At 73.2% G+C, this 23,469-nt stretch carries 27 protein-coding genes and 3 pseudogenes; 20 read left to right on the top strand and 10 right to left on the bottom strand.

All coding sequences use genetic code 11. From position 1 onward, the window contains the following. Positions 1 to 6: 6 nt before the first annotated feature. The 5 genes from LG634_RS03570 to LG634_RS03555 form a co-directional block, all read right to left on the bottom strand. Positions 7 to 639 carry a dihydrofolate reductase family protein gene (locus tag LG634_RS03570; protein WP_226732087.1) on the bottom strand — a complete coding sequence of 211 codons (633 nt, stop codon included), beginning with the start codon at positions 637 to 639 and terminating at the stop codon, positions 7 to 9. Positions 640 to 775: 136 nt separating this feature from the next. Then, entirely contained in the window at positions 776 to 979 is a 204-nt protein-coding gene (locus LG634_RS03565; protein WP_226732086.1) for a hypothetical protein, read from the bottom strand. Positions 980 to 1,565: 586 nt separating this feature from the next. Further along, entirely contained in the window at positions 1,566 to 1,694 is a 129-nt protein-coding gene (locus LG634_RS37715) for a hypothetical protein (RefSeq protein ID WP_264202653.1), read from the bottom strand. 25 nt (positions 1,695 to 1,719) lie between these two features. After that, entirely contained in the window at positions 1,720 to 2,388 is a 669-nt protein-coding gene (locus LG634_RS03560; RefSeq protein WP_226732085.1) for a response regulator transcription factor, read from the bottom strand. Further along, positions 2,385 to 3,473, bottom strand: coding sequence for a HAMP domain-containing sensor histidine kinase (locus LG634_RS03555; RefSeq protein ID WP_226732084.1), 1,089 nt, complete (start codon positions 3,471 to 3,473; stop codon positions 2,385 to 2,387). Before LG634_RS03555 ends, LG634_RS03560 begins: the two co-directional genes overlap by 4 nt. Before the next feature lie 335 nt (positions 3,474 to 3,808). Here LG634_RS03555 and LG634_RS03550 point away from each other — a divergent pair, with 335 nt between their 5' ends. The 5 genes from LG634_RS03550 (at position 3,809) to LG634_RS03530 (ending at position 8,516) form a co-directional block, all read left to right on the top strand. Continuing rightward, positions 3,809 to 4,279: a cation:proton antiporter regulatory subunit gene (locus LG634_RS03550; protein WP_226732083.1), complete on the top strand. Its 471-nt coding sequence runs from the start codon at positions 3,809 to 3,811 to the stop codon at positions 4,277 to 4,279. Positions 4,280 to 4,284: 5 nt separating this feature from the next. Then, positions 4,285 to 5,553 carry a cation:proton antiporter gene (locus LG634_RS03545; protein WP_226732082.1) on the top strand — a complete coding sequence of 423 codons (1,269 nt, stop codon included), beginning with the start codon at positions 4,285 to 4,287 and terminating at the stop codon, positions 5,551 to 5,553. A 560-nt stretch (positions 5,554 to 6,113) separates the two neighbouring features. Next, positions 6,114 to 6,668: a CPBP family glutamic-type intramembrane protease gene (locus LG634_RS03540; RefSeq protein ID WP_226732081.1), complete on the top strand. Its 555-nt coding sequence runs from the start codon at positions 6,114 to 6,116 to the stop codon at positions 6,666 to 6,668. 16 nt (positions 6,669 to 6,684) lie between these two features. Further along, complete coding sequence (locus LG634_RS03535) at positions 6,685 to 7,920, top strand: sensor histidine kinase (RefSeq protein ID WP_226732080.1); 1,236 nt, start codon at positions 6,685 to 6,687, stop codon at positions 7,918 to 7,920. After that, a complete protein-coding gene (locus LG634_RS03530) occupies positions 7,872 to 8,516 on the top strand; it encodes a response regulator transcription factor (RefSeq protein ID WP_226732079.1) in 645 nt (214 codons plus the stop codon). Before LG634_RS03535 ends, LG634_RS03530 begins: the two co-directional genes overlap by 49 nt. Positions 8,517 to 8,535: 19 nt before the next feature. Here the strand turns inward: LG634_RS03530 and LG634_RS03525 are convergent, their stop codons facing one another. Continuing rightward, positions 8,536 to 9,171 (bottom strand): SMI1/KNR4 family protein, encoded by a 636-nt coding sequence (locus LG634_RS03525; protein ID WP_226732078.1) that lies wholly within the window; start codon positions 9,169 to 9,171, stop codon positions 8,536 to 8,538. 58 nt (positions 9,172 to 9,229) lie between these two features. Here LG634_RS03525 and LG634_RS03520 point away from each other — a divergent pair, with 58 nt between their 5' ends. From LG634_RS03520 to LG634_RS03510, 3 genes are all read left to right on the top strand, one after another. Beyond that, on the top strand, positions 9,230 to 9,466 hold the full coding sequence (locus tag LG634_RS03520) for a hypothetical protein (protein WP_226732077.1): 237 nt from the start codon (positions 9,230 to 9,232) through the stop codon (positions 9,464 to 9,466). 103 nt (positions 9,467 to 9,569) lie between these two features. Then, a complete protein-coding gene (locus LG634_RS03515; protein WP_226732076.1) occupies positions 9,570 to 10,067 on the top strand; it encodes a DUF6153 family protein in 498 nt (165 codons plus the stop codon). A gap of 129 nt (positions 10,068 to 10,196) precedes the next feature. Continuing rightward, positions 10,197 to 10,844, top strand: a complete 648-nt coding sequence (locus LG634_RS03510) for a DUF305 domain-containing protein (RefSeq protein ID WP_226732075.1) — start codon at positions 10,197 to 10,199, stop codon at positions 10,842 to 10,844. A gap of 58 nt (positions 10,845 to 10,902) precedes the next feature. Here the strand turns inward: LG634_RS03510 and LG634_RS03505 are convergent, their stop codons facing one another. Next, positions 10,903 to 11,538 carry a GNAT family N-acetyltransferase gene (locus LG634_RS03505; RefSeq protein WP_372482363.1) on the bottom strand — a complete coding sequence of 212 codons (636 nt, stop codon included), beginning with the start codon at positions 11,536 to 11,538 and terminating at the stop codon, positions 10,903 to 10,905. 298 nt (positions 11,539 to 11,836) lie between these two features. Here LG634_RS03505 and LG634_RS03500 point away from each other — a divergent pair, with 298 nt between their 5' ends. Then, complete coding sequence (locus LG634_RS03500; RefSeq protein WP_226732074.1) at positions 11,837 to 12,064, top strand: CbtB domain-containing protein; 228 nt, start codon at positions 11,837 to 11,839, stop codon at positions 12,062 to 12,064. Between the two features lie 14 nt (positions 12,065 to 12,078). Further along, positions 12,079 to 12,924, top strand: a complete 846-nt coding sequence (locus LG634_RS03495; RefSeq protein WP_226732073.1) for a CbtA family protein — start codon at positions 12,079 to 12,081, stop codon at positions 12,922 to 12,924. 681 nt (positions 12,925 to 13,605) lie between these two features. Here LG634_RS03495 and LG634_RS03490 read toward each other — a convergent pair. Then, positions 13,606 to 13,998, bottom strand: a complete 393-nt coding sequence (locus LG634_RS03490) for a winged helix-turn-helix transcriptional regulator (protein WP_226732072.1) — start codon at positions 13,996 to 13,998, stop codon at positions 13,606 to 13,608. A 58-nt stretch (positions 13,999 to 14,056) separates the two neighbouring features. Between LG634_RS03490 and LG634_RS03485 the strand changes: the two genes are divergently transcribed. The 3 genes from LG634_RS03485 to LG634_RS03475 all read left to right on the top strand — a co-directional run bounded on the left by LG634_RS03485 (position 14,057) and on the right by LG634_RS03475 (position 18,473). Next, entirely contained in the window at positions 14,057 to 14,893 is an 837-nt protein-coding gene (locus LG634_RS03485; RefSeq protein WP_226732071.1) for an MBL fold metallo-hydrolase, read from the top strand. A 113-nt stretch (positions 14,894 to 15,006) separates the two neighbouring features. Next, entirely contained in the window at positions 15,007 to 17,238 is a 2,232-nt protein-coding gene (locus tag LG634_RS03480) for a hypothetical protein (RefSeq protein ID WP_226732070.1), read from the top strand. Next, a complete protein-coding gene (locus LG634_RS03475) occupies positions 17,235 to 18,473 on the top strand; it encodes a hypothetical protein (protein ID WP_226732069.1) in 1,239 nt (412 codons plus the stop codon). The genes LG634_RS03480 and LG634_RS03475 overlap by 4 nt, the downstream gene beginning before the upstream one ends. Before the next feature lie 40 nt (positions 18,474 to 18,513). Here the strand turns inward: LG634_RS03475 and LG634_RS03470 are convergent, their stop codons facing one another. Beyond that, a complete protein-coding gene (locus LG634_RS03470; protein WP_226732163.1) occupies positions 18,514 to 19,467 on the bottom strand; it encodes an arsenic resistance protein in 954 nt (317 codons plus the stop codon). 274 nt (positions 19,468 to 19,741) lie between these two features. Here LG634_RS03470 and LG634_RS03465 point away from each other — a divergent pair, with 274 nt between their 5' ends. The 3 genes and pseudogenes from LG634_RS03465 to LG634_RS03455 all read left to right on the top strand — a co-directional run bounded on the left by LG634_RS03465 (position 19,742) and on the right by LG634_RS03455 (position 21,444). After that, entirely contained in the window at positions 19,742 to 20,419 is a 678-nt protein-coding gene (locus LG634_RS03465; protein WP_226732068.1) for a hypothetical protein, read from the top strand. Between the two features lie 103 nt (positions 20,420 to 20,522). Continuing rightward, positions 20,523 to 20,846: pseudogene (locus LG634_RS38405) on the top strand (copper resistance CopC family protein); the annotation flags it as partial. Between the two features lie 337 nt (positions 20,847 to 21,183). Continuing rightward, on the top strand, positions 21,184 to 21,444 hold the full coding sequence (locus LG634_RS03455) for a hypothetical protein (RefSeq protein ID WP_226732067.1): 261 nt from the start codon (positions 21,184 to 21,186) through the stop codon (positions 21,442 to 21,444). On the opposite strand, the gene LG634_RS03450 is transcribed toward LG634_RS03455, so the two are convergent. Next, the gene (locus tag LG634_RS03450) at positions 21,441 to 21,923 is read right to left on the bottom strand and encodes a hypothetical protein (RefSeq protein ID WP_226732171.1); all 483 of its coding nucleotides are present in this window, start codon (positions 21,921 to 21,923) and stop codon (positions 21,441 to 21,443) included. The genes LG634_RS03455 and LG634_RS03450 overlap by 4 nt on opposite strands. Between LG634_RS03450 and LG634_RS38400 the strand changes: the two are divergent. The 4 genes and pseudogenes from LG634_RS38400 to LG634_RS03430 form a co-directional block, all read left to right on the top strand. Continuing rightward, a pseudogene (locus tag LG634_RS38400) lies at positions 21,862 to 22,047 on the top strand (CopD family protein); the annotation flags it as partial. The gene LG634_RS03450 and the pseudogene LG634_RS38400 sit on opposite strands and share 62 nt — an antisense overlap. Before the next feature lie 136 nt (positions 22,048 to 22,183). Beyond that, positions 22,184 to 22,501, top strand: a complete 318-nt coding sequence (locus tag LG634_RS03440) for a cytochrome c oxidase assembly protein (protein WP_308072261.1) — start codon at positions 22,184 to 22,186, stop codon at positions 22,499 to 22,501. Beyond that, complete coding sequence (locus LG634_RS03435) at positions 22,498 to 23,163, top strand: DsbA family protein (protein WP_226732161.1); 666 nt, start codon at positions 22,498 to 22,500, stop codon at positions 23,161 to 23,163. The genes LG634_RS03440 and LG634_RS03435 overlap by 4 nt, the downstream gene beginning before the upstream one ends. 16 nt (positions 23,164 to 23,179) lie before the next feature. After that, positions 23,180 to 23,458: pseudogene (locus LG634_RS03430) on the top strand (DUF3093 family protein); the annotation flags it as partial. Positions 23,459 to 23,469: the final 11 nt, after the last annotated feature.

Genomic DNA, 23,469 nt, shown 5'->3' with positions numbered 1-23,469 from the left:
CTCTCATCACACCCCGCGGTCCGGGGCGCTCATGTCGCCCGTGGCCGGGGTGCCGGGGGCGAGGGCGTAGTGGAGGTGGACGGTGCCGGCGGGGGTGGCGGCCGGCGGGGTCCGGAGGGTGAGGTTCGTGGGGACGGCGCCGTCGTCGAAGACCTTCTTGCCGACGCCGAGGACGATCGGGTGGACCCAGAGGTCGAGGCGGTCGAAGAGCTTCTCCCGCAGGAGCGTCTGGACGAGGTTCAGGCTGCCGACCACCTTCACGTGCTCGTGCCGGTCCCGGATCTCCCGCACCGCGGCCGGCAGGTCCGGACCGAGCTGCGTGGAACCGGCCCACGACAGGTCCGGATTGCCGCGGGAGGCGACGTACTTCGGGATGCGGTTGAAGAGCGCGGCGAACTCGTCGTCCTGGCCGCCCTCCTGGTGCGGCCAGTACCCGGCGAAGATGTCGTACGTACGCCGCCCGAGCAGCAGCGCGTCGGTGCCCTCGTACGCGGCCCCGATCTGCGCCCCCGCGACCTCGTCCAGCAGCGGCGCCTGCCAGCCGCCGAAAGGGAACCCCTCCGGATCCTCGTCGGGGCCGCCGGGCGCCTGCCCGACGAGGTCGAGGGTCGCGAACATCGCGATGTGGACGAGGCCCATGGGTGCTCCGTAACGTCGGCCGGCTCAGCTCTCGTGCTCTCCGTCAAGAGATAGACCGGCAGCCGCCTCCCAGGACCCCCGCCGCGCCGCGCCGCGGCATGCGACGCCGCGTACAGCCGCTCCCGACGTACCGGGGTCACGCCACGCCCCTCGCCGGCCATGCCCCCACGTCCGCCGCCGTGTACGGGCCGGCGTCCGGGGACAGCCGGGGCAGGAAGGAGAGGTCCTTGCCGATCGTGGCCGGCGGCGGTTCTACGCGGCCGTCCGGGCGGCGCCGGGCCAGGCCGATCGTGGCCGGCAGACCGTTGCACAGGCAGCGCTTGCCCTCGGTGTCGGCCACCGCTCCGCCCTCGCGCACGTACGCCGCGACCGGCTCGCCGCTCTTCGAGGGTCAGCCGCCCGCGCGGCGGCGCGCTGTGGCCGCCCGCCGCGCTGGTCTCGACGACGAACCCGTCGGGGCGGTTGGCCCCGTCCCGTGCCAGGCACGCGGCGAGGACCGGGAGCGAGACGATGGCGAGGACGTCCGGGCGGCGCAGCGGGCCGGGCCGGTGCCCGGTCGGCAGCGCCGCGGGATCGAAGCGGTGGGCGAGGGGTTCCCCGCCGCCGCAGGCTACGTCGATCTGCGTGACGACGGGTTCGCAGCACGCCAGCCGGTCGGCGAGGGCAGGGATCCGGCCGGGTAAGCCGGCGCGGACCAGGACGTGGTCGACACCTGCCAGGACCGCGCCGAACATCGCGGGTGCGGTGGCCAGTCGGACTTTCTCCAGGTGGTTGATGCCGACGAGACCATCGTGTCCCTCCTTGGCGATCCAGACCTCGACGAAGTTGCCGAGCACGGTGAGTGTCCCGGCCGCGGGGCCCTCGGTGACGCGCAGCCTCGGCGTGGTGCGCATCGGCGTGTCGTCGCCGACGCCACCGGGGACGTATCAGCGGTCCAGTGCGGCCTGCACGACTTCGGGCTGTGGGAAGGCTGCCAGGGCGCGCCGGGCGTGACCGCCGGGGTCGCCGGTCTGCAGGACGCGGGCGAGGACCACGCCGAACGCGGTCCCGGACACCCGCAGGGAACGCCGGGTGGGCGGATCAGGGTTCGATGAGTCCGGTGCGGATCGCGTAGCGGGTGAGTTCGAGGCGGTCGCGGAGGCCGAGTTTCTGGAGCAGGTTGGCGCGGTGGCGTTCCACCGTCTTCGGGCTGATGACGAGGAGGTCGCCGATCTCCCTGGAGCTGTGGCCTTCGGCGACGAGTTTGAGGATTTCCTCCTCGCGTTCGGTGATGGGCCGCTCGGGGAGCGGGCCGCCGGTGCGGGCGTGGTCGAGGTAGGTGCGGATGAGCGTGGTTTCGGCACCGGGGTAGATGAACGGTTCGTCGCGGAGCGCGGCCCGGCAGGCTTCGACGAGGTCGCGGTCGGCGACGGACTTGAGGACGTATCCGGAGGCGCCGGCGCGCAGCGCTTCGAAGAAGTACTGCTCGTTGTCGTACATCGTGAGCATGAGGATCGGCAGGCCGGGGCGGATGCGGGCGAGTTCGCGGGCGGCCTGGAGGCCGGTGCTGCGGGGCATGGCGATGTCGAGGACGGCGAGGTCGATGTCGGTGGCGCGGGCCTGTGCGACGGCTTCGGCGCCGTCGGCGGCCTCGGCGACCACGGTGAGGTCGGGCTCGGCGTCGAGGATCAGGCGTACGCCGCGGCGCACGAGGGTGTGGTCGTCGGCAAGCAGGATGCGGGCGGGCGGCCGGGGGGCCGACTGGGTCATCGTGGGGGTCCCGGGGGGTCGGTGTCGGGTTCGGTTTTGGTGTCGGTGCCACTGCCGGTGTCGGCCCTGACCTCGGCATTGACACTGCCCTTGGCCTCGGTGAGGGATGTGCCCATGGTGTCGGTGATGTTGGCGGCCGCGGTGCCTGCGGTGTCGGTAACGGTGAGTCGGACCTGTGTCCCGCCGTGCCGGCCTGCGCCGACGACGAGTTCCGCGCCGATCAGCAGGGCGCGTTCGCGCATGCCGCGGATGCCGGCGCCCTCGGGTGCGTCGCCGGGGCCGCGGCCGTTGTCGGTCACCAAAAGGACGACGCCGTGGCCGGGGCGGGGCCGGAGGTGGACTTCGACGCGCGTGGCGCCGGAGTGGCGGGCGGCGTTGGTGAGGCCTTCCTGGGCGACGCGGTAGAGGACGAGTTCGGTGGCCGGGTCCAGCTGCGGCAGGCCGGACGTGAGGTGCGCGGTGACACCCAGGCGCCGGGTGGTGAACTCGGTGGCCAGGGAACGCAGTGCGCTGTGCAGGCCGAGTTCCTCCAGCACGCCGGGGCGCAGCCGGCGGGCGATGCGGCGGATCTCGTCCAGGCTGGCGCGGGTGGTCTCCTGCACCTGGTGGAGGTCGGTGCGGACGGGTTCGGGGGCGTGGTCGGCAACGTGTTTGAGCTGGAGGAGGACGGCGGTGAGGGTCTGGCCGATCTCGTCGTGGAGTTCCTGGGCGATGCGTTTGCGTTCCGCTTCCAGCGCGGTGAGGACACGGCCGCTGCTGGTGGCCCGTTCGGCTTCGAGGCGGTCGAGCATCGCGTTGAAGGTCCGGGTGAGAGCGGCGATCTCACCGTTTCCGTCCGCGGCGGGGCGCGCTCCGGGCTTGAGCAGGTCCGCGGCGTCCATGGCCCGGTTGAGCCGGGCGAGCGGCGCGAGTCCGACCTTGAGGAGTACGGCGTTGATGACGAGCATGGCGGCGAGCCCGCCGAGCACGATGACCGCCTCGCCGAAGCGGACGGGCGTGGAGACGGTGACCGGACCGAGCAGCAGGGCCGTGGCAACGGCCAGAACTCCCGCGTTGAGAAGGAAGATCCGCCAGTACAACGACACGCCCACATACCCTTTCCGGCCGGTCCCCCGGCGTCCTACCGGGCCCGTTTTCCACCGCGGCGACCGCAGTGGAAGACAGTCCATCAACCCGTGCTGACCTGCGGTGAAGCCTAGTTCCCCACCCCCATCCTGGTTGGCGCGGAAGGCTCTGTCCATCCGTGCCGACACCCATATTCCGGTCACGCGGAAAGTGGCACGATGGCCACGCCGAGCGACCGTCTCCTGCCCGAGACCGAGCACGTACCGCGAGGCGGCACGCACGGCGGTGCCGCGTCGGCTGCCACGGCATCACGTACGAACGAACACGAGGGGGGACAGCTGTGCCTGCTCCACGGATGAGCACCACACCACTGCCCGGAATCGGGGTCCAGTACGACCTCACCACCCGCGAACGCCGGCATCTGTCCGTGATCGCGCACCGCGACGGTACGCGGACCGTAAACGTGTACCGAGCCGACGACCCCGACGCCTGCGCCCAGTCGTTGCACCTGACGGGCTCGGAGACCACCTCCCTGATCGACGCGCTGATGCCCGCGCACCACAGCCCGAACCTGCTGCACACCACCGATCTGGGCCTGGTGGCCGAGCGCATCGAACTGTCCGCGCACTCCCACTGGAACGGCCGGTTGCTCGGCGAGACCCGGATGCGGACCGACACCGGTGTGTCGATCGTGGCCGTCCTGCGCCGCGCCGAGGCCCGCCCGTCTCCCGCGCCGGACTTCCGGCTGGCCGGCGGGGACACACTCATCGTCATCGGCACCCGCGAGGGCGTCGACGCCGCCGCGGCGATACTCGGACGGGAGTGACGCCTGTGCACTCCGCTCTCTTCCTCATCGAGTTCGGTGCGATCCTGCTCGGCCTGGGTCTGCTCGGCCGGGTCGCCGGCCGCCTGAAGTTCTCCCCCATTCCGCTGTATCTCCTGGCCGGGCTCGCGTTCGGCACGGGCGGGCTACTGCCCATGGGGGCGAGCGAGGAGTTCGTGGCGATCGGTGCCGAGATCGGCGTGATCCTGCTGCTGCTGATGCTGGGGCTGGAGTACACGGCCTCGGATCTCGTCTCCAACCTGAAGACGCAGTACCCGGCCGGGATCGTCGACTTCGCCCTGAACGCAGTGCCGGGGGCGGCCGCCGCCCTGCTGATGGGCTGGAGCCCGGTGGCTGCGGTCGTGCTGGCCGGAGTGACATGGATTTCCTCCTCTGGTGTGATTGCCAAGGTGATGGGTGACCTGGGCCGGGTCGGCAACCGCGAGACCCCGGTGATCCTCAGCATCCTGGTGCTCGAAGACCTGGCGATGGCGGTCTACCTGCCGATCATCACCGCCCTGCTGGCCGGCGTGAGCCTGGCCGCGGGGAGCGCGACGCTGGCCATCGCCCTGGGTGTGGCGGGGGCGGTGCTGTTCGTCGCGGTCCGGTTCGGTCGTCACATATCCCGGTTCGTCTCCAGCGACGATCCGGAGAAGCTCCTCCTCGTGGTGCTCGGTCTGACGCTGTTGGTGGCGGGTATCGCCCAGCAGCTCCAGGTGTCCGCTGCCGTCGGCGCTTTCCTCGTCGGCATTGCGCTCTCCGGCGAAGTCGCCGAGGGAACGCACAGCCTGCTGAGTCCTCTGCGGGACCTTTTCGCCGCCGTGTTCTTCGTGTTCTTCGGTCTGCACACGGATCCGGCGAGCATTCCGCCGGTGCTGCTGCCCGCACTCGCCCTCGCCCTGGTCACGGCCGGCACGAAGATCGCGACCGGGTACTGGGCGGCGAAGCGCGCCGGTGTCGGGGTCAAGGGCCGCTGGCGGGCCGGCGGCACGCTCGTGGCGCGCGGCGAGTTCTCCATCGTCATCGCCGGCCTCGCCGTCACGGCCGGGATCGAGCCGGCGATGGGTCCGCTGGCGACTGCGTACGTGCTGATCCTGGTGGTGATCGGACCGCTGACGGCGCGTTACACCGAGCCGCTGGCCGGGTGGGCCACGGGGCGCCTCAGTAAGACGCGTCGGGTCGGGGACGACGGTGTTTCCTCCGCGGCGGGGGATGTTACGGAGGAACTGCCGGAGGACGTGAAGGAACAGGCGCAGGATCCGGCTGGGCGGGCCTGACCCGGCACGTCCGAGCGTGAGGCAGATCCCGTCGCCGCGTCAAGGTGCACCTGGGTACACCTTGATCGGGCAGCTGGGCTCAATGGCTCGCTCGTCGCCGCACGGCACAGTCGAGGGAAACGGTGATCGGCACCGGAACCTACGACTGGGAGGCGGGCGGCATGAGCGGGTGGAAGGCAGAGACGGGAGTGTTCCTGTGCGTCGCGTTCGTGGCGGCAGGGATGTTGGGAGCTGCACAACCCAGGACGGGCATACCCACCGAGGTCGTGCAGCTGACCCAGCTCGGGCCGGCGGCGGGCGTGCTGACAGTGGCGCTGCTGTGGCCGACACGGATACGGGCGCGGCTGGCGGGGGCTCTGCCGGGGTGGGGTGTTGGGGTCGGGAGGTCGAGGGGCGCGGGGACGACGGGGACGGGGACTGGCTGGGGCGCGGGAGCGGGTACAGGAACGAGCACGGGCTCGGGCATGAGCGCGGGGATGTCGGGCCTCGCGGGGCGGGGTCCCGGGATGTCTGGCCTCGTGAGGGCGGGGGCTTGGGCGTCGGGCAGTGGGTTGCCGGGGATGTGGCTGCTGCTCACCGCACCGTTGATCATGCTGATCTCGGTCGGTGGGTATGCGGCCCTGCACGGGGACCCCGTCGTCACCGATCCGCGTGAGCTCGCCCATCCGTTCGTGCTGGTCGTGGTGGCTCAGCTGGCGGGGGCCTGTGCGGAGGAGGTCGGGTGGCGGTGCTGGCTTCAGCCGCTGCTGCGGGACCGGTTCGGTGCGCTCGCCGCGTCCGTCCTGGTGGGCGTGGTGTGGGGCGTATGGCACGTGTCGGTGTTCGCACAGGACCCGGCGTACGCGGCGGGGTTCCTGGTGGCGACGGTCGCGATGTCGGTGGTCCTCGGGCTGGGGGTCGAGCGGATCCGCTCCAGCCAGCTGCTGTTCACGGGTAGTTTCCACGCTCTGGTCAACCTCGGGATGCTCCTGTGCATGGACGAGGAGTCCGGCGCGGTGGCCCCGATGGTCCTGTTCGGGGTCGCGTGCGTGCTCGCCGCGGTGCCGTGGCTGGTGTCGGCGGTGCGTCCCGTGGCTGCCGTTACGATCGGGGCAACACGGCGAGGTACGTGCTGACATGGGGGAACGGCGGTTGGTCAAGGCACTGTGGCGGTGCCAGCTGCTCTCGCTGGCCGCACTGGTACTGCCGCTGACGGGTGCGCTGGTGGTGGGTGCGCTGCTCCTGCTGCCGGTAGGGCTCGGTTCCCTGCTCCTGCCGCGCGCAGCAGCGGCGCTGCGCCGACGCTCGGACCGCGGGCGGACACGGGCGGTCGGCTGGTCCGGGGGCACCGTCAGCCCGCCCGGGCCGCTCCCGCGGCGGGCCCGTGAGGTCCTCGGCGACGAGGGGTTCTGGCGCGACCTGCGCTGGGCGTGGCTGGAGCCGCTGACGGGCGGGCTGCTCGTAGGGGTGCCGCTGTGCCTGTTCTGGTACGGGGTGTTCGGCGCGCTGGTGCAGCCCTTCGTCTGGCGGGAGTTGGGGGACGGCAACTGGTACGGCTTCGTGCTCGTCGAGTCCATCGGGAGCGCTCTGGACGCGGCTCTGCTCGGGCTGGGGTTCATGGCCGGCGGGCTGGCGCTGGCGCCGCGGGTGCTGGCCGGGCACGCGCGGTGGAGTCGGCGGGCGCTGTCGGTTCCGTACGAGCAGGAGCTCAATCTCAGGATCGAGCGGCTGACTGGGACCCGGGCCGATGCGCACGACATACAGGCGGCCGAACTGCGGCGGATCGAGCGTGACCTGCACGATGGGGCGCAGGCCCGCCTGGTCGCGCTCGGGATGACGCTGGAGAAGGCCACCCTGCTCCTGGACAGTGATCCGGAGGCGGCCCGGGCGCTGCTCTCCGAGGTGCGGGCCGTCTCGGAGCGGGCGCTCCAGGACCTGCGGGAGCTGGTGCACGGGGTGCTGCCGCCGGTCCTCGCGGACCGGGGGCTCGGTGACGCCGTACGGTCGCTGGCGCTCGACAGCTTTCTCGACGTCGAGGTGGAGGTGCGGTTGCCGGCCGGGCGGTTTCCGGCCGGGGTGGAGTCGGCTGCCTACTTCGCGGTGGCGGAGCTGCTGGCCAACGCTGCCAAGCACTCCGGGGCCGGCGAGGTGCGCATCGCGCTGGACCACGACGGTGCTGTGCTCCGGGTGCGCGTCGCCGACGACGGCCGCGGCGGGGCGGACCCCTCCCGGGGCGGCGGCGGGCTGCTCGGCGTGCGGCGCAGGCTCGGCACCTTCGACGGAACCCTCGCCCTGGACAGCCCGCCGGGCGGACCCACCCTCGCGACCTTGGAGATACCGTGCGCGTCGTCCTCGCCGAAGACCTCTTCCTCCTCCGGGACGGTCTGACCCGGACTCTGGAGGAGCACGGATTCGACGTCGTCGCGGCCGTCGACAACGCCCCGGAGCTGCTGCGGGCCCTGCACGAAGAGCGGCCGGACGTCGCCGTCGTCGACATCCGGCTCCCGCCGGACTTCACCGACGAGGGCCTGCGGGCCGCGCTCCAGGCGCGGCGGGAGCAACCGGGCCTGCCGGTGCTGATCCTGTCCCAGTACGTGGAGCAGTTGTACGCGCAGGAGTTGCTGGCCGGCGGGGAGGGTGCCGTGGGCTATCTGTTGAAGGACCGGGTGACGCACACGGCCCAATTCGTGGATGCGGTCCGGACGGTCGCCGGGGGCGGCACGGTGCTCGATCCCCAGGTCGTGGCCCGTCTGCTGGCCCGTAGCGACGCCCGGGGGACCACGTCCGCGCTGACTCCGCGCGAACATGACGTGCTGAAGCTGATGGCGGAGGGCCGCTCGAACGCGGCGATCACCCAGGCCCTGCACATCAGCGAAAGCGCGGTCGCGAAGCACACGGCGAGCATCTTCGCGAAGCTCCGCATCGACCCGTCCCCCGACGCCAACCGCCGCGTACTGGCCGTCCTGGCCTACCTGCGCCGTTGACGAGCCCGGCCGCCAGTTCTCAACCCGCCCAGGGCTCGGTGCGCCAGCCCGGTAGTTCCTTGTCGAGCCATGCCGCGACGGTCTGACGCCATGTGTCGTCGGGGGCGCTGTCCGCGACGTCGACCCAGGTGTCCTCCGCGAGGTCCGGGTCGACGGTGAGGCTGTCGAGGTAGGCGTCGAAGTCGTCGGCGACGTGGGTGAAGACGCCCGTCGGGAGGTATCCGGCGTGCGGGATGCCGTGCACGAAGGCGTGGAGCCGGCCGGGGGTGGCGGGGTTCAGGTCGAGGAACAGGGTGTCGCCGCCCCCGTTGCGGGCGACCGGGAGCAGGCCCGCGAGCGGGACCTCGTCCGGGAGCTGCCAGGTCCGGCTGCGACGGTACTCGCCGAGCAGCGTGCCCCAGCCGTACTCACCGTCCGCGTTGCGCCCCGGCTGGTAGAGGGCGTCGAAGCTCTGCCACGGCTCGGGCTCGCACGCCGGCAGCCGCACGGCGTACGGCAGGCTCTCCCCGGCCGCGGCCTCGAGGAAGGCCCGGTAGGAAGTGGGCAGGGGCAGCCCGATCTCCCGTTCGAGCCGGTCGACCTCGCCGCCGTCGAACGGCATGAACGGGCCGATGACCAGACGTCCCCGGTACCAGCGCGACAGTTCTTCGGACATGGCCGGATTCTCCCACCCGCCCACGTGACCTGTGGTCGGGCCCGTCGTTGGGCCGGGCATGCGAAAGATCATCACGACTGCCGTCCTCGCCCTGACCGTTGCCGCCCTGGCCGGGCCGGCGCATGCCGACAACGACAGCAACTTCGGTGGGGGCGTCAACGCCGCGAACAACTGGAACTTCACGGCCGCCGCCGTCTGCCTGCAGGAGGTCGCTCTCGTCCCGGTCCTGGGCGATTACGTCGCCGACCACGCCAACAACTGCAGCAACGGCAACGTCATCGACCACTCCCGCTGACCGACGGCCTGCCGGTCGGAAGCGTTCTCGCTCGTCGCCAGCCCACCAGCCCGCCGGGGCGGCCGCGTGCACGCCACCTCCGGTGGCCTCGTACGATGAGGCCGTGGTCATTGCCGAGCAGCCGAGGACGCGCCCCGCGGGGCGCCGGTTCGTGCTGCTCGTGCTCGTCGTACTCGCCGGGATCCTGGGCATGCACGCCCTGACGCCCGGGCCTGCGGCCGCCCCGCCGGCCGTGGCGGCGGCGCAGGCGGCGGCGCAGGCGGCGGCCACCACTGGCGGGCACGCGGCGACCGACGACCACCGGGCCGGCGCGGCCGCGGGCCACGGGTCGGCGGCCGACGGACACGACTCAGGCACGGGCCGGGCGGCCGGCCGAGCCGTCGAGGACTGCTCACACACCGCCGGCGGGTCGGGCCACGTCGACCATGCCGATGCGACCTGCGCCGCCGCCGGGGTGTCGACCACATACGTGCCGCCGGCACTGCTGCCGGCACTCGTCGTACCGGAGGCCGGGACCTCGCTCGCCTCGGCCGTGCCGCAAGGTGCCGCCGGCAGCCGCGCACCGCCTGATCTGGCCGAACTGCAACTCCTTCGGATTTAGAGCGCCCGCCCCGGGCCCCTCTCCATACACGCATCCGCGTCTGGAAGAGCCCGCGGCCACGGCCTCTCTCATCCGTTCCACTCGCATGCCCGGGCACTGCCGGCATGCGCAACAAGGAGTTGCACCAACATGATGATCAAGCGTTCCCTCGTACGCCGTACCGCCGCCGTCGCCGCCGCCGGGGCGGCCGCCGTCCTCCTCGCCGCATGCGGCAGCAGCGACGACGACTCCTCGGCCGGTCACAACGGCCACGGCAGCACCTCGCCGTCCGCGACGACCTCCGCGCCCGCCAAGCAGGGGCAGGGGCAGGGGCAGCACAACGCGGCCGACGTCGCCTTCGCGAAGGGCATGATCCCGCACCACCGGCAGGCCGTCGAGATGGCCGACCTCGCGCCGTCGCGGGCCGCGTCCGCCGAGGTGAAGGCGCTCGCCGCGGAGATCAAGAAGGCGCAGGACCCGGAGATCAGGACCCTCTCGGGCTGGCTCACCTCCTGGGGCGAGCAGGTTCCGGCCGAGGGCGCCATGGACCACTCGGCGCACGGCCTGGCCGGGATGATGTCCAAGGCGGAGATGGACCAGCTGAAGGCGGCCTCGGGCAAGGCGTTCGACACCGCGTTCATGGAGCTGATGATCAAGCACCACGAGGGTGCGGTCGCCATGGCCAAGACGGAGAAGGCCCAGGGCTCCTTCCCGGAGGCGAAGACCATGGCCGACGCGATCATCACCTCCCAGTCCGCCGAGATCGCCCGGATGAACGCGCTCCTCGGCCGGGGCTGACCCCTTGATCGTCGGGCCCGGGGCGGCACACCGGTACGCCGCCCCGGGCCCGGCGCGTTCAGCCGGCGGGCGTCGCCCCGGCGGCGGGCACGGTCGCGCCGTCGGACACGGGCGCAGCGTCGGACACGGGCGCAGCGTGGGGAACGGGCGCAGCGTGGGGCACCGTCGCAGCGGCAGTCCGGTACAGCACGCACCGGCGGAGCGGGCCGTCCGGTACGGTCGGGTCCTCGAAGTCGTCGGCCGGGTCGCGGGTCATGCCGAGGCGGCGCATCACGGCCCGGGAGCGGAGATTGGTTGCGGTCGTCGACGCCACCACCTCCGTCAGGCCCAGGGTCCCGAAGCCGAAGGCGAGGCAGGCCCGGGCGGCTTCGGTGGCGTATCCGTGACCCCATGCCGAACGTGTGAGGCGCCAGCCGACGTCCACCCCCGCGAACGGCAGCTCCCCGTCCACCTCGTCCAGTCCGGCCCGCCCCAGGAACGCGCCCGTGTCCCGCGACTCGAGCGCCCACCAGCCGAAGCCGCGGGCGTCGAACTCGGCTTGCATACGGGCCATGTCCGCGTCGCTCTGCTCCCGGGTGAGGAGCGCGCCCAGGTGTTCGCGGACTTCGGGATCGGCGTTCATGGCCGCCCAGGGCTCACTGTCGGATGCGCGCCACCGGCGCAGCAGCAGACGGTCGGTTCGCAGCTCGGTCATGTGAGGCATGCAACGCGAACAGGACTGGGGTGTCGAAGGAATATCGCCGGAGCGCGCCTGACCACTATGTGATCAGAGACTCATCCGCTTGGACAGGGGCAGTGCAGGGCTGTAGCGTCGCGGCGACATAAAGACATAGCGACGACGGCGAGACGGAAGTCCGGTGTGAATCCGGCATGGTCGCGCCACTGTGTGCTGCGACGGCATCCACCACGGGTGGCGGCGCGGCGAGTCAGACCCGAGGACCGTCGTACCGCACCACCGCATGGGACGCGTTGTTCCCCGAGGAGGTTCCACCATGGCCGAGGCTGTCGCTTCCGCTGCCATTCCCACCCCCGCCGTCGCGCCGTCGGCGCCGCTGCCCGTCAAGGCCGTTCTGCCCTGGGCGCTGTTCGTCGGCCTGCTGATGCTCGTGGCCCTGTACTTCGTCGGCGCCGAGCAGGGTGCGACCGCCCTGTTCGCCGGCGAGGGCGTGCACGAGTGGGTGCACGACGGCCGTCACCTGCTCGGCTTCCCCTGCCACTGAGGGGCGCGCACACCATGTACGCCTCCACTGTCAGAGGTCTGCTGGTCCGCGGCATGCTCGCGGGCCTGATCGCCGGTCTGTTCGCTTTCGCCGTCGCCTATGTGGTCGGTGAGCCGCCGGTCCGGAGCTCCATCGCCGTCGAGGAGGCCGCGGCCGCCAAGGATGCCGGAGCCGCGGGCGGTCATGCCGGACACGGTGCCGGTGCCGGTGCCCCCGACTCCGCCTCCGCTTCCGCCGAGGAAGAGGAGGAGCTCGTCTCCCGGCCCGTACAGTCCACCGTGGGTCTCGCCACCGGTGTGCTGGTCTACGGGGTGGCGCTCGGCGGCATCGCCTCCCTGGCGTTCTCCTTCGTGCTGGGCCGGGTCGGCGGTTTCAGCCCGCGGGCGACTGCGGCGCTGACCGCGGCGGGTGCCTTCACCACCGTCTACCTGGTGCCGTTCCTCAAGTACCCGGCCACCCCGCCGGCGGTCGGCAACCCGGACACCATCGGGCAGCGCACCACGCTGTTCTTCCTGATGATCCTGCTCAGCGTCCTGCTGGGCGTCGGCGCGATCATCCTGGGACGTCGGCTGGCGCCGCGTCTGGGCAACTGGAACGCGACGCTCGCCGCCGGTGCGGGCTTCGTCGTCGCCACCGGGCTGGCCTTCCTGGTCCTCCCGGACAACACGGACGCCGTGAAGCCGGACTTCCCGGCCGCGCTGCTGTGGGAGTTCCGGGTCGCGTCGCTGGCGGTCCAGCTGGTGCTGTGGACCGTGTTCGCCGTCGCGTTCGGCGCGCTCGCGCAGCGGCTGCTGGTGCAGCGGACGGATCCGGCGGGGGCGGAGGCGGTCACTCCGCGTCCGGCTTCGGCCGTCGGCTGACCGGCGGGCACCACGCCACACCACGCCACACCACATCGAACGGCCCTGCCTCCCCGTCTTCCCGAGGCGGCAGGGCCGTTCGGCGTTCCCGGCTCCGTCCGGCCGATCTTGGAGTATGGGAGGATGCCGTCCATGACTTGCATCCGAAGGGGCCGTGCCGCGTAGAACACCAGCGTCGCTTCGGTCGCGGGAACGCGGCTGGGGAAGAGCCTGGGTGCGGTATCGCGACGTCCCAGGTCTGTCGGGAGCGGCGAATGCCGCCGTGCGTGTGCTCGAACGGGAGCGATTGTCTCCGGGCCTCGTGTCAGTGGCGCTGAGCGTGTGGTCCGTGCGCGTCCACGGCACCAAGCGCCGGTGGCGTCCGTGGGAGGCTGAGTTCACCTGCCCGTGCTGCGGTTCGGGGTGGGCCCGGGACAAACTGCGAGACGCTCTGTACATGCTTCCGCCAAGGGCCGCCCGTGAACTGCGGTTGCAAGTGGAGCGCCTGGACCTGGTGCTCCTCGGGCGAACTCATCACGAGCCGGCGGCGGACCCGGAGTTGGCGTGGTGGCATCGCAGATGCTGACCGCACCCGTGTCTCCCACGGATTCGTCAACCCTTGTCCGCCGGGTCATGTCCGCTGGAGTGGTGTATCGACGGCGACTCGGTGATCTCGTGTTTGAGGTTATGCACGGACAGGTCCTAGCCGCGCCCGGATTCCGGCTGGTGGGCCGTGCCCCACTCCCACATGGTGTGGATCACCGGCTCCAGCCGGCGTCCGGTGGCGGTCAGTGCGTAGCGGACCCGTGGGGGCCAGCCGGGGGTGCGGTGGCGTTCGACGACGCCCGCGGCCGTCAGGTGGGCGAGCCGGTCCGAGAGGACCTTGTCGGAGAGGGTGGGCAGGGCGGCCGACAGCTCGGAGTACGTGGCTTCGCCGCGGCGCAGGAACTCGCGCAGGACCAGCGGTGTCCACCGGCCGCTCAAGGCGGCGAGGGTGATGTCGACGGGGCACTGCGGTGCATCGCGCCCCGGTGGGACGAGCGCGGTGTCCGGGCAGTCGGCGAGTGGGCCGTGGCCAACCGTTTGGTGAGTCACGAGGAGCCCTCCTAGCGTCCGTTGCGAAACAGCCCACCCGTACGCTCCAGGGGGACTCGTGCGCATCCATCATCTCAACTGCGGCTCACTCCGGCGGATTCCGCTGCTCGGCTCCGGCGCGCAGGGCGAACTGGCGGCCGTCTGCCACTGCCTGCTCGTCGAGACCGACACCGACGGGCTGATCCTCGTCGACACCGGGCTCGGCACCGCCGACGTACGGGACGCCGAACGGTCCCTCGGCCCGGACTGGGTTGCGTACGCCAGGCCCGCGCTCGACCCCGGGGAGAGCGCGCTGCACCAGATCGTCCGGCTCGGGTACGCGCCCCAGGACGTGCGGCACATCGTCCTCACCCACCTGCACCGCGACCACACCGGTGGCCTGCCGGACTTCCCGCACGCCCGGGTTCACGTACACCCCGACGAGCTGCGCGCCGCCACCGACAGGACCGCTCCGCACCACCGGCACACCCTCGGCGGCTTCATGCACGCGCACCGGGCCCACCAGCCGCTGCTGACACCGGCCGTGTGCGGGGACGGCGGCGCGCAGTGGTTCGGCTTCGGCGGGGTGGCGCGGCCTCGAGGGCTGGCGTCCGAGGTGCTGTTGGTGCCGCTGCCGGGTCATTCGGCGGGGCACGCCGGAGTGGCCGTACGGGACGGAGGCAGCGGCCGCTGGCTGCTGCACGCGGGCGACGCGTACATGTACCACGGCGAAATCGACGCCACCCCGCCCGTGCCGCACCCCGCCTTCGTCCCGGTCCAGCAGGGCGCCCAGACCGATGGCGAGGCCGCCACCACGGCCCTCGACCGGCTACGGACCCTGCGCCGCGACCACGCGGACGAGGTGAGCGTGTTCAGCGCGCACGATCCGTGGGAGTTCGCCGCCCTGGCCGGCTGAGGGGCGGCCGGGCCCGGCAGCGGTGGCGGGTCGGGAGTGACGTGGTCACCCTTTCAGGGGGATGCGGCGGCGGGGCGGCGGCCGGGGGTGCGTGCTGCGGTTGACTGGGGCGCGTGAGGGCGACGGGTGGGGCGGCACGACGGGGGTTGGTCCGCTCGGTACTGCTGCTGGTGGTGGCTCTGCTGTCCACGTCGGCCTGCCCGGCGGGGGTGGCGGAGGCGGAGGAGCGGCCGCCGGGGGCAGCGGAGGGGGTGCGGCTGGGGTACGAGCACGTGCCGATGCTGTTGAACGCCTTGCTGCGGTGGGAAGTTGACGGGCGGGTGCCGCAGGCCGGGTGGAATGCGGCGACCGTGTTCGTCGACCACAACCGGTTGGGGGCCAAGGAGCAGGGGCACATCGAGCGGCTGAAGGCCGAGTACGAGAGTGCACTGGTCCAGCCCGGATCGGTGCGGAAACGTCTGGCACGGGTGCGGGAGGTTCCGCTCGACTTCCTTGCGGCGTACCTGGAAGACGAGGCTCTGGCCGGGCTGCGGGCAGAGCGCGTCCAGACGCTGCTCGCGGTGAGTGCGTTCAACCAGCCGGAGAAGGCGCACTCCGAGGTCCGGCTGCGCAATTTCGTCAAACCACTGGGGCGTCCCGTACTGCTGGGGTCGTCCGACCGGCGGCAGTGCTGGACGTGCTCGGGGCTGTACCTGCCCGGGGTCCCGCTCTTCCACGGCGTGGACTACGACCTCACCCCCGACGAGGTCGTCCGGCTGGAGCGCGAGCGCGAGGCGGCCGTGAAGGGCATCGGGAGCAAGACGAAGCGGTCCGCTGCGTACAACAAGGTGGACAAGCGGTGGCGGGCGGTCGCCAGGGAACGCAACGCCATCGCCCACAAGCAGCTCATGGCGATCTACGCCCAGGTCCTCCCCATTGTCGCCAAGGACCCCGACGGCCTCCTCCGGGCGGCCCACGCGAAGCTGAGCACCCCGCTGCAGAAGTGCCTGCCCCCTCGGCCGGGCGGCGCCGCCCGCCAGGCCTTCCTGCCCCGGCGCCGGGCGGCACGGTCCCCCGGCTGCGAGCCGGGCAGGGCACCCACCGGTTTCTCCCGGGCCGTCTCCGAGCCGGCTCTCCTCCCCGGCGGCATCGACTTCACCAGCCTGGAGCTGCGCTACCTGTCCGACCCCGGCGACGGCAGCGGCGTACGGTACTCCTTCGCGGCGGACCGGGCGCCGCGCTCCGGGGACCCGCACCGGGCCACCGCCCTGACGGCCGCCCGGCAGTCGTCCGACGCGTTCTTCGTCTGGCTGGCCCTCGATCCAGCCGATTTCTGGGTCAACCTCCACCCCGACCAGCCGGACGTGATCATCGACGAGCGGCTGGGGCGGACCGACGCGGGCCGCATCATGCTCGAAGCGGACCTGCGGTTGAAGAAGGACGTCGGCGCGATCATCCACCCGGACACCGTCTCGGGCCGGGCCTACTGGGACGGGCTGGAGGGGAAGTGCGCCTCCGTCCGCGTGTGGATCACGCCGGCGCCCGCCGAGGTGTACGCGGACGGAGACGAGCTGCACATCCTCGACGCGCCACTGAAGGTCGAGCTGGAATCCGTCGACGCCAGGGAATCCGCGGGGAGTTCGCGGGACCAGGTGCCCGCCGCCGGTGCGGCCGGCTGCCGTCAGGGCGACGCCGCCGAGCGTGCGCACGACGAGCTCCTGGGCCGCCGGATCGTCCTGCCCCGCCTGGAGCACCTCGTCAACAACGCCCGTGCGTACGCCGATCTGCGCCGGATCCACTTCGCGCGGGTGGCTGCAGAGTGGTACCGGGACCTGAGCATCCGTCAGAGAACCGCATACGGAGCGCTCATCGGCAGTGGCGCGGTCGACGACCGGCTGACCGTGACGGGCTGGCAGCCCCGGGACACCTTCCGCGCGTTCGTGCGCTCGTACCGCGACGGCGAGTACCACGCCGACCGCCGTCTGCCGGGCGGCATGGCGATGGCGATCGTGTACGGCGGGGTGGACCTGAGCCGGGTCCCGTTCCGCCGCCTGAGCGCCGACGCGTTCGCCTCCGAGCACCCCGAACTGGCGGCCGGAGTAGGGCGATCGCTCGCCGCTCCCGCCAAGTCCGAGGCGACCGGCTCCCTCTGGCTGGGCTCCCCGACGCCGCTGCAGAGCGCCGCCGGGGAGCGGGCCGCGGGCCGGGGCGTCGTCGGGGCGGTGCTGACCGTCCTCGGGTACGCCGCGGCGCTGTCGGGCGTCGCCGCCGCGGCCGGGTACGCCGTCGCCGTCCGCCGCAGACGGCGTCGGCGCGAGCCCGATGACCCCGCCCCGAGCAGCAGCAGCCCCCAAGGAGCTCCGTGAAGTCCGGCCGCCTCGCCCGTACCGTCACCGCCGCCCTCGTACTCGCTGCGCTCGCCGGCTGCTCGGCCCTCCCCGGCGGCGCCGACGACGCGAAGCCGCCACCGCCCATGGCGACGATCGGCGGCAGGATCGCCTCCGCGGGGCTCCTGCACTGGCGCGGCTCGTGGACGACGCACCGCGAAGTGACGGTGGACCTCCACACGCTCGGCACCGGGGACACCTTCGGGACGGTCGCCATCGACGGGCACGGCGCGCAGGTCCTGCACGTCGCGGGCGGCGCGACCCTGCTGAAGGGCGGCAAGGACTACTGGCAGGCCGCCCTGTCCCTCGACCCGGCGAGCCCCGATCCGGACGTGCCGGCGTACGCGGGGCACTGGACCGAGTACGAGGACGAGCACTTCTGGGGCGTGAACCTGGACGACCTCGCACCCGGCGTCCTCGGGCCGCGCCTGCAGGACGCGTTTCCGGGCGGGGAACCGGACGGCGGCGTGAGCAGCGCGCCGGCGGTGCAGCCGTGGACCGCCGCGACCGGCGAGTCGTACGCGCGTCCGCCGGAGGGTGTCGACCGGGACGCGGTGCGGTACGCGATCCCGCCCGGCCGCGGGTTCGGCAACTTCTGGGTCGACCCCGAGCCCCCGCACCGGCTGCTCGGCTTCACCGGCACCGGGGCGCCCGGCGACCCCGACAGCCGGGCCTCCCACATCGAGCTGACGGTCCGCGCCGCCGAGGATCCGCAGACGGCGTCGGACACGTACGCGACGATGGTCGCCACGGCCGAGGGCCTGCCGGCCCGGCTGCGGGTCCTCCATTCCGACTCGGAGATCCTCCTCTACGACATGGAGGGCAAACCCCCGCACCGCTGCTCGGCAAACTGCCCCGACTCGGTCGTGGTCCGGGTGGCGGTCCGCAACGTGTCCGAACGGCTCAGCGCCTCGGCGCGGTTCACCATCGGCATGTTCGGGCGGCTGACCCTGCTCGGCCGCGAAGCGGAGACGGGCGAGTGCACCGTGTCCCTGCCGGTCACCGCCCCCGGCGCGTCGGCCTCCGGGAGCTGCACGATCAGCCACCCCGACATCCCCCGGCTGCTGGTGGAGGCCGCCGGGGACCCCGAGGGCCAGGGCGTCGTCTACTGGCGCACCTCGGAGTCCATCTCGTACGCAGGCATCACGACGCCGTCCCGCTCCGCCGAACTCGCCCGGACCCTCCGCTCCCACGCGGCGGACGCAGGCTGGTGACCGCGTCCGGGCCCGGGCGCGCCGGGTTCCGGGCGTCGGCTCACCCGGCTGCCGTGCGGTCGGGGACCAGGCGGGGGACGAGGCGGACGTACGCCGGCATGCCGAGGACTTCGACGAGGGTCTGGGTGACGACCGCGGCGGCGGCCGGGGCGAGGGCTTCGGGGAGCGAGAGGGCGAGCGGGAGGACGACCAGGGAGTTGCGGGTGGCGCCGGTGAAGACGATGGCCCGGGCGGCTCCGGTGTCGAGACGGAAGAGGCGGGCCACGGCCTTGCCGGCGAAGGCCATGACGACGAGGAAAGCGGCGTAGAACGGGATCAGCGCGGCCACGTCGGTGCGGGCGTCGCCGAGTCGCGGGATCTGGGAGGCGACCACGGTCAGCAGGGTCGCGGCCATCAGCGGCACCATCGTCGTGGTGGCGGCGTCGGCCACCTGCCGGCCGGCGGGGCGGCGGGCCGCCCAGGCCTGGAGGAGCCAGGCCAGCGCCAGCGGGATGACGATCAGGACGAGGAACGCGGCCACGAACGGTCCCGGCTCCACCACGTCGGCCAGGCCGGCGCCCAGGAAGAGGTGGAGGAAGGCGGGGAGCAGCAGCATCTGCGCGAGCAGCAGCAGCGGGGTGGCGGCCAGCAGGCGGCGGCCGGACCCGCCGGCGAGGCCGGAGAAGACGATGACGTAGTCCACGCAGGGGCACAGCAGCACCAGCAGGGCGCCGGCCCGGACCGCCTGGTCCGCGGGCAGGAACGCGAACATCGCGGCCACCACGAGCGGGACCACGGCGAAGTTGACGACGAGCGCGGCGGTGAGGAACCGGCCGTCGCGCAGTGCGCGGCCCAGGTCCGCGGCCGGCACCTGGAGGAAGGTGACGAACAGCAGCGCGCCGAGGACCGGGTTGATGGCGTGTTCCAGACCCGGGCCGAGCGACGGGGCCAGGGCGCCGGCCAGGCCGCCGACGGCCAGGGCCGCGAGGTAGATCGCGACCTGGTGGTGCTCCATGCGCTCGGCCAGGCCCTGCGGTCCCTGCTCCGCCACCGCGGCTGCTCCTCACGTGCCCGTCGTACCTGCGGCTCGCTCCGGGGCGGCCGCCGTCCGCCCATCCTCACAGGTCACGGCTCCGCAACCGGCATCGGGCGGACGTCGTGGCGGCGGAGGGTCCTGCCGTGAGGGCCTGGGAGGCGGCGGGATACGCTGCGAGATGCGCCGGTCCTGCCCGAAAGCTCCGGCCGCACCGGCCATGGGCCGGTCCCTCCCCGAGAGAGCAGCAGCCGCCATGTCCGCCATCGCCCCGTCCCGGCCGGCCGCGCCGGCGCGCGGTGTGGTGCGGGCGCTGCGGGCCGGCGTACTGGCCGGCCTGTGCGTGCTGCTGCCGTTCGCGGGGCACCTGCTCGCGCAGGGGCACACGCCCCGGTGGGCGGTGCTGTCGGGGATGGCGGCGGTCGCGGTGCCGGGTGCGGTGCTGCTGACGCGGGCCAGACTGTCCGACACGCAGGTCGTCGCGGCGCTCGTGGGCGCGCAGCTCGCGTACCACGCGGCGTACGCGCTGCCGGGTGCGTGCGCGGCCGCGGCCGCGGCGGGTACCGGGCCCGCCGGTCTGGTGGAGCACGCTTCCGCCGCCGGTGTTCCGCCCGAGGTGTTCCTCGCCGGGCACCTGGTGATGCTGGTCGTCGCGGCCCGGCTGTTCGGGTTGACCGAGCGGCTGTTGTGGCGCGGTCGGCCGGTCCTGGAGGCGCTGGGCGCGCTGCTGCTGTTCGTGTGGCCGCGGCCCGCCGCCGGCACCGGCCCGCAGGTGGACCTGCGGGCGCGGGAGAGCGTGGCGCTGCCGCCGTCCGCGCTGGTGGCGAGGTCGAACGAGGGCCGGGCGCCGCCCCGGTCCGGGCGGGCCCCGTGGTGGGCCGCCCGTCTCCTGCTGACCGGGCCGGCGCCCGGCGGCGGCCTCTGCCCGTCCTGACGACGGGGTGGGGGCGCGTCCGCGGACGTCGGCGCCCCCTGCCCCGGCTGGTCCGGGGCACCCTCCGGCTGGTCCGGAGCGCACAGAGAGACCCCCTCTTTTCATGCCTCGCCCTTCCCGGCGTGCCGTCCGCGTGGCGGCCCGCCTCCTCGTCGTACCTCTTGGCTGCGCCCTGCTGTGGGCGGGGTCGCCCACGGCTTCCGCGCACACCGGTCTGACGTCCAGTTCGCCGGCCGACGGCGCGACCCTGGACGCGTTGCCCCCTGCGATCCGTCTGACGTTCGGCGACGCGATGGCGCAGCAGTACGCGAAGGTCGCGCTGACGGCGCCGGACGGCAGTCCGGCGGGTGCCGGCGCGCCGGCGGTCGGCGGCCGGACCGCGTCACTGGCGGTCCGGCCGGGCCTGCCACCGGGCACGTACACGGTCGGCTACCGGGTGGTGTCGGCCGACGGGCAGCCGATGAGCGGGGCCCTGACGTTCAGGGTGCGTACGCCGGCCTCGAAGGCCTCGAAGGCGCCGCCGAGCAGCACGCGCAGCCCTTCTTTTACGAGCCCCCCGCCCGCCCGGGCCGGGTCCCGAAGGCGCAGCCGCTTCCGGCGGGTCCGGCACCGCCGGGCCCGCCGGATTCGCCCTCGCGGGAGCGGCGGGGGCCGCGGGAGCCGGAGCCGCCGTCTTCGTCGCCCGCCGCCGGAGGTCCCGCCGTGCCGGCTGACTTCGTCCGGGCCGGCCGCGCCTCCCCCTCCTCCTCCTCGCGGCCGCCGCCGTGGCCCTCGGCGCCGCCGCGGCCGGGCTCCGGGCGGCCGGTCCCGTCGCCCGGCGGGTTCCCGGCATCGAGGGCCCCGGCCCGCTGACCGCCTGGGGCCTGCCGGTGGCGCGTCTGGCCGCCGACGTGTCGGCGGTGGCGACGGTCGGCGCGCTGCTGCTCGCCGGGGTGCTGCTGCCCGGCGGCCGGGGCCTCGGCCCGGCCCGGCTGCCGTACGTCTCGGGGGCCGCGGCGGCCGCCGGGGTGTGGTCGGTGTCCTAGGTGGCCGTGCTGGTCTTCGGCCTGTCGGACCTGTTCGCCCGGCCGGTGTCCGCGGTCCTGGACCCGGCGATGGTCGTGGACTTCGCGCTGACCGCGCCGCAGGGCCGGTCGTACGCGGCGGCGGCGGTGGCCGGGCTGGTGCTGGCCACGGTCTGCGCGGGCGTCACCACCGTCCGGTGGACGCGGGCCGCGCTGGTCCTCGCCGTCGCGGCCGTGCTGCCGCCTGCGTTCACGGGGCATGCGGCGGCCGCCGCGAACCACGACGCGGCCGTCACGAGCCTTGCGCTGCACGTGGCGGGCGCCGCCGTCTGGGTGGGCGGGCTGGTGTTCGTGCTCGTCGCCGTGTGGCGCCGCACCGAGGGGGCTGCGGTCGCCGCCCGCCGGTTCAGCCCGCTCGCCGGCGGTGCGTTCCTGGCGGTGGCCGCGAGCGGGCTGGTCGGCGCCCTGGTCCGGCTACCGGTGCCGGCGGTGTGGGTCACGTCCGCCTACGGGCGGATGGTGCTGCTGAAGGCGGGCGCCCTGCTGGTCCTGGGAGGCGTCGGGTGGTGGCATCGGCGGCGGACGCTGCCGGCCCTGGCCGCCGGCACCCGCCGGCCGTTCCTGCGTTTCGCGGCGGGTGAGGCGCTGGTGATGGCCGCCGCGGCGGGACTGGCCGTCGCGCTGTCGCGGACCGCGCCGCCCGCCGCCGGGAGCGGTCCGCCCTCGCCCGCCGAGGAGTTGCTCGGGTTCCTGGTTCAGCATCTCCGTGATGAGCTCGACCGACATCATCGGCGCGGGCTGGTGGCAGGCGGTCGGCCGGACGTGGGGGCCCGATCTCGCGCAGGACCAGTACAGCGGCGGGGCGATCGCCTGGGCCACCGGCGACGTCCCCGTCCTCATCACGACGGTCATCCTGGCCGCGCAGTGGATCCGCACAGACCGCCGGGAAGCCCGCCGGATCGACCGGCAGATCGACCGGGGCGACGCGGGCGACCCGCTCGCCGCCTACAACGCGTACCTGGCGGGTCTGCACGCCCGGGACCGCCGCCTTCAGAAGACCCACACGGAGGAATCATGACGAAACTGAAGAAGAGCCTGCTGGTCGTCGCCGTCATCCTGATGGCGTTCGCGGCCGCCTTCGGCACCTTCCTGCTGGTGAAGCCGGACGAGGACACCGGGGCGGCGGCGATACCCGCCGCGGGCGAGGCGCAGGCGGTGCGCCCGGACAGCCGCCGGCTGACCAGCCCGCAGCGGAGCGAGCTGACGCTCGTCGAGTTCCTCGACTTCGAGTGCGAGGCCTGCCATGCGGTGCACCCGGCGGTGGAGAAGCTGCGCGAGGAGTACGGCGACCGCGTCACGTTCGTCGTCCGCTACTTCCCCATGCCCGGGCACCGCAACAGCCGTACCGCCGCAGTGGCGGTGGAGGCGGCGGCGCGGCAGGGACGGTTCGAGGACATGTACCGCAAGATGTTCGCCACCCAGAAGGAATGGGGTGAGCTGCGCAACTCGCAGGCAGGGACGTTCCGTTCGTACGCCGAACAGCTCGGCCTCGACATGAAGAGGTTCGACGCGGCGGTCGCGGACCCGGCCACCGAGGAGCGGGTGGCTGCGGACCAGCGCGACGGGATGGGGCTGAACGTGCCGGGGACGCCGACGTTCTTCGTCGACGGCGAGCGCATCGGGACTCCGCGTACGTACGAGGCGTTCAAGGCCCTGATCGAGGAGCGGCTGGCGCGATGACGGCCATGGAGAACGGGCGCGGATCCCGTTGGGTGCGCTCGGCAGGGTCGACGTACTGGACGGGGAGGAGGCGCGGGCCTGGCGGACGTACAAGGCCGATCTGCGGGCCCCCTGCCTGATGCGGAGCTGTATCGGATCGGCGGTCCGCATCGAGAACACTGATCCGGACGACCCGACTCCGCACGTGTACCTGTCGACGCGGACGCCGCAGGCGCCGGCCGGTGCCATCGCCGGCGCGCGCGGGTGGCTGGTTCGGGGTCAGCCGAGGGTGGAAAAGGTGTTGCGGGATGGGTAGTTGGGGCCTGA

This window comes from Streptomyces bambusae (genome assembly GCF_020532645.1).
Lineage (GTDB): Bacteria > Actinomycetota > Actinomycetes > Streptomycetales > Streptomycetaceae > Streptomyces > Streptomyces bambusae.
This window is presented reverse-complemented; position numbering and strand designations above follow the sequence as displayed.

Bases quoted from the DNA above. Each gene is read 5' to 3' on its own strand.
- LG634_RS03525 (WP_226732078.1), bottom strand. From the start codon at position 9,171: ATGTCCGAAGAACTGTCGCGCTGGTACCGGGGACGTCTGGTCATCGGC.
- LG634_RS03505 (WP_372482363.1), bottom strand. From the start codon at position 11,538: ATGACCGAGCTGCGAACCGACCGTCTGCTGCTGCGCCGGTGGCGCGCA.
- LG634_RS03560 (WP_226732085.1), bottom strand. From the start codon at position 2,388: ATGACCCAGTCGGCCCCCCGGCCGCCCGCCCGCATCCTGCTTGCCGAC.
- LG634_RS03435 (WP_226732161.1), top strand. From the start codon at position 22,498: ATGACGAAACTGAAGAAGAGCCTGCTGGTCGTCGCCGTCATCCTGATG.
- LG634_RS03520 (WP_226732077.1), top strand. From the start codon at position 9,230: ATGCGAAAGATCATCACGACTGCCGTCCTCGCCCTGACCGTTGCCGCC.
- LG634_RS03540 (WP_226732081.1), top strand. From the start codon at position 6,114: ATGTGGCTGCTGCTCACCGCACCGTTGATCATGCTGATCTCGGTCGGT.
- LG634_RS03495 (WP_226732073.1), top strand. From the start codon at position 12,079: ATGTACGCCTCCACTGTCAGAGGTCTGCTGGTCCGCGGCATGCTCGCG.
- LG634_RS03470 (WP_226732163.1), bottom strand. From the start codon at position 19,467: ATGGAGCACCACCAGGTCGCGATCTACCTCGCGGCCCTGGCCGTCGGC.
- LG634_RS03550 (WP_226732083.1), top strand. From the start codon at position 3,809: ATGAGCACCACACCACTGCCCGGAATCGGGGTCCAGTACGACCTCACC.
- LG634_RS03570 (WP_226732087.1), bottom strand. From the start codon at position 639: ATGGGCCTCGTCCACATCGCGATGTTCGCGACCCTCGACCTCGTCGGG.
- LG634_RS03465 (WP_226732068.1), top strand. From the start codon at position 19,742: ATGTCCGCCATCGCCCCGTCCCGGCCGGCCGCGCCGGCGCGCGGTGTG.
- LG634_RS03510 (WP_226732075.1), top strand. From the start codon at position 10,197: ATGATGATCAAGCGTTCCCTCGTACGCCGTACCGCCGCCGTCGCCGCC.
- LG634_RS03500 (WP_226732074.1), top strand. From the start codon at position 11,837: ATGGCCGAGGCTGTCGCTTCCGCTGCCATTCCCACCCCCGCCGTCGCG.